This window comes from Endozoicomonas atrinae, assembly GCF_001647025.1.
Classification (GTDB): domain Bacteria; phylum Pseudomonadota; class Gammaproteobacteria; order Pseudomonadales; family Endozoicomonadaceae; genus Endozoicomonas; species Endozoicomonas atrinae.
Genome location: NZ_LUKQ02000288.1, coordinates 1 through 6167, shown reverse-complemented (window position 1 = coordinate 6167; position 6167 = coordinate 1). Strand labels below are relative to the sequence as shown.

Here is a 6167-nt window from a genome sequence, read left to right as displayed (position 1 = left end):
AGTCCTTGTCGGCAGCCATCTTCTGGTACACGGCCAGATTGTTTCTCACCGCTTTGGCCTGCTGCTTCTGCTCGATACGGGCCTGCGCCAGCCGGTCATTGACGGCTGATTGCATACTGGAGATATTCCGTTTGCCCCTGATCACCTCCTGAAACCCGGCGGGGCTAATGACCGAGGGCACCCAGCCCGGTGTCAGCTCGACATTCAGGGCCTGACGTTCCTTTTCCAGTGAGGTGACGGCTTGCAGGACGATGCTGTCCTTGATGTGTTCCTTCTGTTGTTTGACCTGCTTGTCCAGCAATTTGCGTTTCCTGGCCATGGCGTCGGTCAGGTAGTCGATGTCGGTAAACAGTCGGGCAATGTCCGGCACCTGCGCGAGGGCGGCGATCTTGCCGTCCTGGAGCTTCTTTTCCGTGGCCTTGAAGAATTTGACGGCGGTTTCCGCATCGGCAAAGTCCTGATCGGTCACCAGTGCCGACTTGATGGAGCGAATGCGCTTGAATACCTGTTCTTCAATCTGGTGCAGGTTGGATTGGGTAACCATACCGTCGATCTGCACCACCAGTGGCGTGGTGTCCTGAATGACCTCGCCCACCAGAGGCTGTGCCGGTACTGGCTGGGACTGGTAGTTTTCAAGGTCTTCCTTGAACTGGTGCCAACCGGCGATCAACGCTTCCCGGCGTTCGGGCTGAGAGTAGTACGCCAGATGACGCAGATTGGCGGCAGAACCATCGGAGCAGACAAACAGGGCATACCCGGCACCGCTGACCAGCAGTTGCTGTTCAAGCTGCCAGAAGTAGAAAGGGTCAAGGTCATCCGCCTCGATCTGGGCAGCGACCTTTTCATTCCAGAGTTTGTGCTCAAAGACCACATCTTCCGCAGGCGTCAGACCGTCCAGACTGGCCAGCAGGGGCAGGCCTTCAACGCTCAGGACACCGGTCACCGGGAACAGATCAGGGACACCGATAATCGCAGCGGCTAAGGGACGGGCAGCGGCTTCGGCAGCGTGACCCCGGTCAAAGCGAGCCTGCTGCTGATCGGTCACTTCTTCAGTGCTGCCCGTGGCTTTTTCATGGAGAAGCTGGTCACGGGTTTTGAAGGGGCTGGTGCCCATCATGGCCGGTGCTTCACTGGCGGTGAAGTGTTTCATGCGCAGGGTCAGCCATTCAGGACTGCCCTGTTCCACGTCGATAATCTCCATTAGTGCTCCTGTCTTTTGATGGCGTTCAGTTGTTCTATTTGTGCGGGAGAGGCGGGAAAGCCGGAGGATTTGATCTGGCTGACTACCCGGTCGGGACCGTATTTACCGGCTTCGATGGATGCCTGCCACTGGGGCAGAAGTTGGGTGAAGCGGTCATCGGGGTAGTAGATGGCCTGCTCGCTTTCCCCCTCGATGACGTTTCCCTCGGTGTCGTTGAGGGTGTTCACGGTGTCCTGGAACCGCTGGGCACTGCTGGCCGATGGCCATAGTTTGCTGGCGCGTTTGACGATGGCTTTTTTGGCCATTTCCTCGAACCAGGTATTCCAGACGTTATCGGTTTTGGCGGTGGCCCTGATCTTGTCGATGTCGGCGCGGCCCATGACGTCACAGAGGGTGTCACCGCTGGTGGTTTTGGCGATGCAGTAAACGCCCACTACCTCGCCACGGTCAGTAGCAAAGGGGTTCATGGTGTGAGTGGGGTCAGTGCAGGGGCCGTGATACTCAAAGTGATCTCTCTCACGAACCACTTCAGCCCTTACCCACTGGATCGCCCCGCTGTCCACGGCCACCTTGCACAGCCCTTTAAAGCTGATCCGAAGGTGGCAGACATTCTGGCGAGTCTGCTTGTTGTATTCAGGCACCAGATAGGCCAGACCGTTGGCCGGGTTCAGGGTGAGGCCGCAGGCGGCCACATTGATGATGGCAGACTGGATGCTTTGCGGGGTGCATTTCAGCAAGGCCGGATTTTTGTCCAGCGCCTCCAGGGCAAAGCGGCTTTCTTCAGCCCAGTGAACCAGCTCGGCACGGCTGGCGATGCGGGTGAACGCCTGCTCCTGAGAGTGGATGATGTGTTGGGTCAGGGACTGGGGATCAGCTTGCATGACGCAGTGCCTCCCCACGGTGGTATTCCCTGATGCGATGTTCGCAGCGGTCTACCAGATCATCACCGAGCACATCCCAGTGATCGAAGGTGTGGCCGGTTTCATAATCCAGACGCCACACGGCGATGGTGTTTTCAATCAGCCTTCTCAGGTCTTCCACCGGCGTATGCTCGGAGGTCACCGACATCAGACGGCGCTTCAGATGGCAGAAGTCGGAGAAGTTATAGGTAAACGAATTTTCGTTGAGCCAGTCACTGATACCGTGGCGGAATGAGCTCTCAAGCAGATGCTCTTTATCCATGGCAATAACCTCTTTCTATTGCGTAGTTACGGATGTCCCGACCGGTCAGACGGGCGTCTTCGTTGTGGTCGCAGGCATAAGCCAGGTGCTGGACAGCCAGCAACCTGAAACCCTGCTGCGGGTGAAATTGTTCCGTGGTCAGGAAATTGATAAAGCGGAGTGGATCAATCACACCGATGCCGTTGACGGTGCAGGCCGACCGGCTGTCGAGCTGATCTTTCAGATTGGTTTCGATGGCTTCCAGTTCGGATTCAATAAACCCGGCCAGTGCCTCTTTGCGGTCAGCGGCATCCTGAATGCCGTAGGGGTCCAGACGTACTGCGTCCATTGGGTTGCCTTTTGGTTAATTATTTTTCTTAAAATATATTAATAAACGAAACGCAATGTTTCGCAAACGTTAATATATGAATTATTTTTATTGATACGTTTTTATTGATAGATATTGATAATCAAATTGTACTGCACGTAAGAGTTGGGCTTGGATAAAAGGGGTGTGACTCAGGGATGAATGGGCTGGAAAACTGGCTTGCTCTGTTGCCGGAAACGGTACGGGAATATGTAATGGATTTAATCTTGCATAATCCAAGGTTTCTTTTTGTGGATGATGCCCCGGTGGGGAAAGGCCGACCACGATTCACCCGGACAGGGCGGTGTTATACCCCAAAGGCTACCAGGCAGGCAGAGAACAGGGTTCGGTGGGCAGGGCATCAGCATCAGGGAGCGTTGATCACCGGTCCGATGGGGGTACTGGTGCTGGCGGTGTTTCCCATTCCGAAAAGCTGGTCAAAGAAAAAGCGGCAGGAGGCCGAAGCCGGTCGGGTTCGCCCTGCGGTGAAGCCGGATTTTGATAATGTGGCCAAGCTCTACTGCGATGCCCTGAATGGGCTCATGTGGGAGGATGACAAGCAGATTGTTGATGGCCGCTGCATCAAGGTTTATGGGCAGCAGCCGGGGGTTCTGGTGGTGGGATGGACTATCTGAGTTCGCGGCAGAAAGCCACGACAGTGCCTTTGAATATGTCTTTCAGGTTGCCCTGATATTTGATGTTCAGGTCCGACTGATACAGCGGGTTGATCACAGTCAGCAGGTGCAGGCTGGATTCAATGGGCTGCCAGACTCGCAGCATCAGGGTTTCCCCTTGCTGTATCAGGATGAAATTGCCCGGTTCCGGCGGGGTATCACTGTCGATCTGGACAGTACTGCCGGGGGGAATGCCGAGCCTTGTGCCATTGCCGGGATCAATCATCGAGTCGTTATTCACCCGGAGCAGGTAGCTGGTGCCAATGGACTCCATGAGACGAATGCCGGTGTCTTCCTGCAAGGCTGCTTTTTGCGCAAGGAACGTATCCAGTTGATTGGCGTTCAGGTCCGGTTTGATGTACGGGATGACGTAGGGGTTGGGTTCTTCCTCTCCGGTTTCCAGCCAGTGCAGTGATACACCCAGTAACTCTGCCACCTGTCTTTTCTGTTCCAGTTTTGCTTCACGGTGGCCACGCATCCATGAACAAACGGTGGTCTTACTGACACCGATAGCCCTGCCAATGCTGGCATCGGATAAGTGGAGTTCTGCTGCTTTTTCCCTAACACGCTCGGTCCATGTCTGAGTCACGTCGAAAGCTCTTTTAAATCATTATTAAGTAACAGGAAACGTACCATTGAATGCCTGGATCGTTAATTTCTTATTCGGGTTTTGTGTCGTTGACAAATAAAAATAATCGGTACACTGTTCTATTTATCGTTCCGAAAGAGAAACGATATGGTGAAAATAATAAATAAATGAGAATGGCTAATGGATAACCAAAACCTTTCATCAGTGGCTATTCCCCACCAGAACTCCCGCAAAGCCTCCGGTGTGACATGTTCCACGGAGACGGGCCGTCTGCCGGAAAAAGAGTATAGCGAAAAGGTTCCGCCCCGTGCAGTGGCGACCCTGATAAGGGATGGGGTTGAGTTCACCATCGAACAGGACGAGTGCCACCTGATCGGCATCGCATTACAGGCCGCAGGAGGTGGAGCGTGAATGAAGAAACCCAATTCCTGAATTGGTATGACATCCCCTGGCCGATTCAGGGCCACGATCCGCATTTTGCAATGCCCCATGACGTATACGACGAACTGGTGCGTGAGTATCCGAACATCGATGTGGAAGCCGAGTTGAATCATGCCTTCAACTACATGCAGCAACGGTTTGAATACGAAACCGACGAGGACAATTTTACCCGGTTCATTACCAACTGGATGGAGAAAAACGAGCGCACTGCCCGGCGGAAGAAACGGTGGTTTGGGGGTAGCCAATGAAAGACTTTGGCAAGGTGTCCTCCCGGTTCTGGACCAGTGACGATATTCAGCCATTGTCAGACAGAGCCAAGCTGATGGCCCTGTACCTGCTGACCACCGGGCATGGCAACCTGATCGGTATCTTCAAGCTGTCCAGAGGGTACATGGCAGATGACCTGTGCTGGGATCGGTCGGCGGTTCAGAAAGCACTGGCCGAACTGGCATCTAACGATTTTCTAACACTCTCCGAACAAAGCAACTACCTGTGCATCAACCGGTACATGGAGCACAACCCGACCGTCAATCAGAAGCAGATTATCGCCCGTTTGAATGCGTTGCTCCTGTTGCCGGAAAAGCTGCCGGAAGTATTGCCGGAGGCGGTAACGGTTGTCCATCGGGTACTGGATAAACTCAGCAGTGGCAAGGTGTCCAGAGAGGTAAAGGATAAGGTGGCGGAAGTTAGACGGCTGTTAGAAAGTCGTTCGGAAACTGTTAGCCCTAAGAAGATAGAAGATAGAAAAGAGAATATAGAAGAAGAAAAGATACTTGTCCGGTCTGCCGACCGCACGCCCCCCAGGACGGGGGAAGTGCCATCAAGTGACGGGAGCACGACTGGTGCGACCGAATCAGCTATTTCATCGGCCAGTAAGGCGACGAAAAAAGCCGACGATCTAACCGACGACTTTGAGCAGTGGTGGCAGACCTTTCCCAAACGGGAAGGCGATAAGGGGCACAAGCAACGCACCTTCCGCAAGTACCGGAAGCTGGTCCGTGAGCAGGGGTTCACCCCGGCGCAACTACTGGCCAACCTGCAAGCCTATGCCCACTACTGCGACCAGACCGATGCCACCGGCACCCAGTACGTGAAGACCACGGAACCCTACCTGAACAACCCGGACAACCTGACGAATCCATGGACGGTGAATCATGCAGCAAGGCAAAGAGCTGGCGGCCAGCGCAGTGCGCTCGATCAAGTCATCGAGGCCAACCGGGAATACCTCCAGCCGGAACCGGAGTTCGCAGAAACCACAGGGTACGACCCCCAGGACGGGGGAAGTGCCACCAAGCGCCAGGAGCGCGACTGGTATAACCCCGAAGCTGATCGCGGAGCTGTTTTCGACCATGACGGGCCTGTACGGCGCGAAGTGGACGAAGGAGCACGGCCTGTCGGATCGCACGGGGGCATGGCTGAACACCCTGAAGGATTTAGACCCGAAACTGCTGGCTCTGGGCATCAAGCGGTGTCAGCAGGAGAAGGACTGGCCGCCGTCAGTCCCGGAGTTTCTGAGGCTGTGTCAGCCGAAACCGGAGGACATCGGACTACCCCCGATGGCGAAGGCATGGCTGGAGGCCAACGACGGCGCAGGTTCGCCCAGTCATCACCCCTGGAGCCATCGGGCGGTGTATCTGGCGGGGAGGGAGACGGGCTGGCATGAACTGCGTTCTGCCCTGACCGCTCAGGAGCAGCGGGACGCGAAGGTGCGGTTTGCCAATGCCTATCAGGCGC

9 protein-coding genes are annotated in these 6167 nt (G+C 55.2%); 4 read left to right on the top strand and 5 right to left on the bottom strand.

The annotated features are described in order from the left end of the window. The 4 genes from AK963_RS24385 to AK963_RS24370 form a co-directional block, all read right to left on the bottom strand. Positions 1–1201 (bottom strand): YqaJ viral recombinase family protein (locus AK963_RS24385; RefSeq protein WP_066017994.1); only part of this gene is annotated, 1201 nt, incomplete at its 3' end. Continuing rightward, a complete protein-coding gene (locus AK963_RS24380; protein ID WP_139117630.1) occupies positions 1201–2100 on the bottom strand; it encodes a recombinase RecT in 900 nt (299 codons plus the stop codon). The genes AK963_RS24385 and AK963_RS24380, both read right to left, overlap by 1 nt. Further along, positions 2072–2383: a hypothetical protein gene (locus tag AK963_RS24375; RefSeq protein ID WP_066017992.1), complete on the bottom strand. Its 312-nt coding sequence runs from the start codon at positions 2381–2383 to the stop codon at positions 2072–2074. Before AK963_RS24375 ends, AK963_RS24380 begins: the two co-directional genes overlap by 29 nt. Further along, positions 2376–2711, bottom strand: a complete 336-nt coding sequence (locus tag AK963_RS24370) for a hypothetical protein (RefSeq protein ID WP_066017991.1) — start codon at positions 2709–2711, stop codon at positions 2376–2378. The genes AK963_RS24375 and AK963_RS24370 overlap by 8 nt, the downstream gene beginning before the upstream one ends. A gap of 233 nt (positions 2712–2944) precedes the next feature. On the opposite strand from AK963_RS24370, the gene AK963_RS24365 reads away from it, so the two are divergent. Then, positions 2945–3364: a RusA family crossover junction endodeoxyribonuclease gene (locus tag AK963_RS24365; protein WP_066017995.1), complete on the top strand. Its 420-nt coding sequence runs from the start codon at positions 2945–2947 to the stop codon at positions 3362–3364. Here AK963_RS24365 and AK963_RS24360 read toward each other — a convergent pair. Then, the gene (locus AK963_RS24360) at positions 3357–3992 is read right to left on the bottom strand and encodes a helix-turn-helix domain-containing protein (protein ID WP_066017990.1); all 636 of its coding nucleotides are present in this window, start codon (positions 3990–3992) and stop codon (positions 3357–3359) included. The two genes, AK963_RS24365 and AK963_RS24360, sit on opposite strands and share 8 nt — an antisense overlap. Before the next feature lie 180 nt (positions 3993–4172). On the opposite strand from AK963_RS24360, the gene AK963_RS24355 reads away from it, so the two are divergent. Genes AK963_RS24355 through AK963_RS24345 form a run of 3 tightly spaced genes read left to right on the top strand, consistent with a single transcriptional unit; the run spans position 4173 to position 6096 of the window. Continuing rightward, complete coding sequence (locus AK963_RS24355) at positions 4173–4403, top strand: hypothetical protein (protein ID WP_066017989.1); 231 nt, start codon at positions 4173–4175, stop codon at positions 4401–4403. Beyond that, positions 4400–4681 (top strand): hypothetical protein, encoded by a 282-nt coding sequence (locus AK963_RS24350; protein WP_066017988.1) that lies wholly within the window; start codon positions 4400–4402, stop codon positions 4679–4681. Before AK963_RS24355 ends, AK963_RS24350 begins: the two co-directional genes overlap by 4 nt. Further along, entirely contained in the window at positions 4678–6096 is a 1419-nt protein-coding gene (locus AK963_RS24345) for a hypothetical protein (RefSeq protein WP_066017987.1), read from the top strand. The genes AK963_RS24350 and AK963_RS24345 overlap by 4 nt, the downstream gene beginning before the upstream one ends. The last annotated feature ends 71 nt before the right edge of the window (positions 6097–6167 follow it).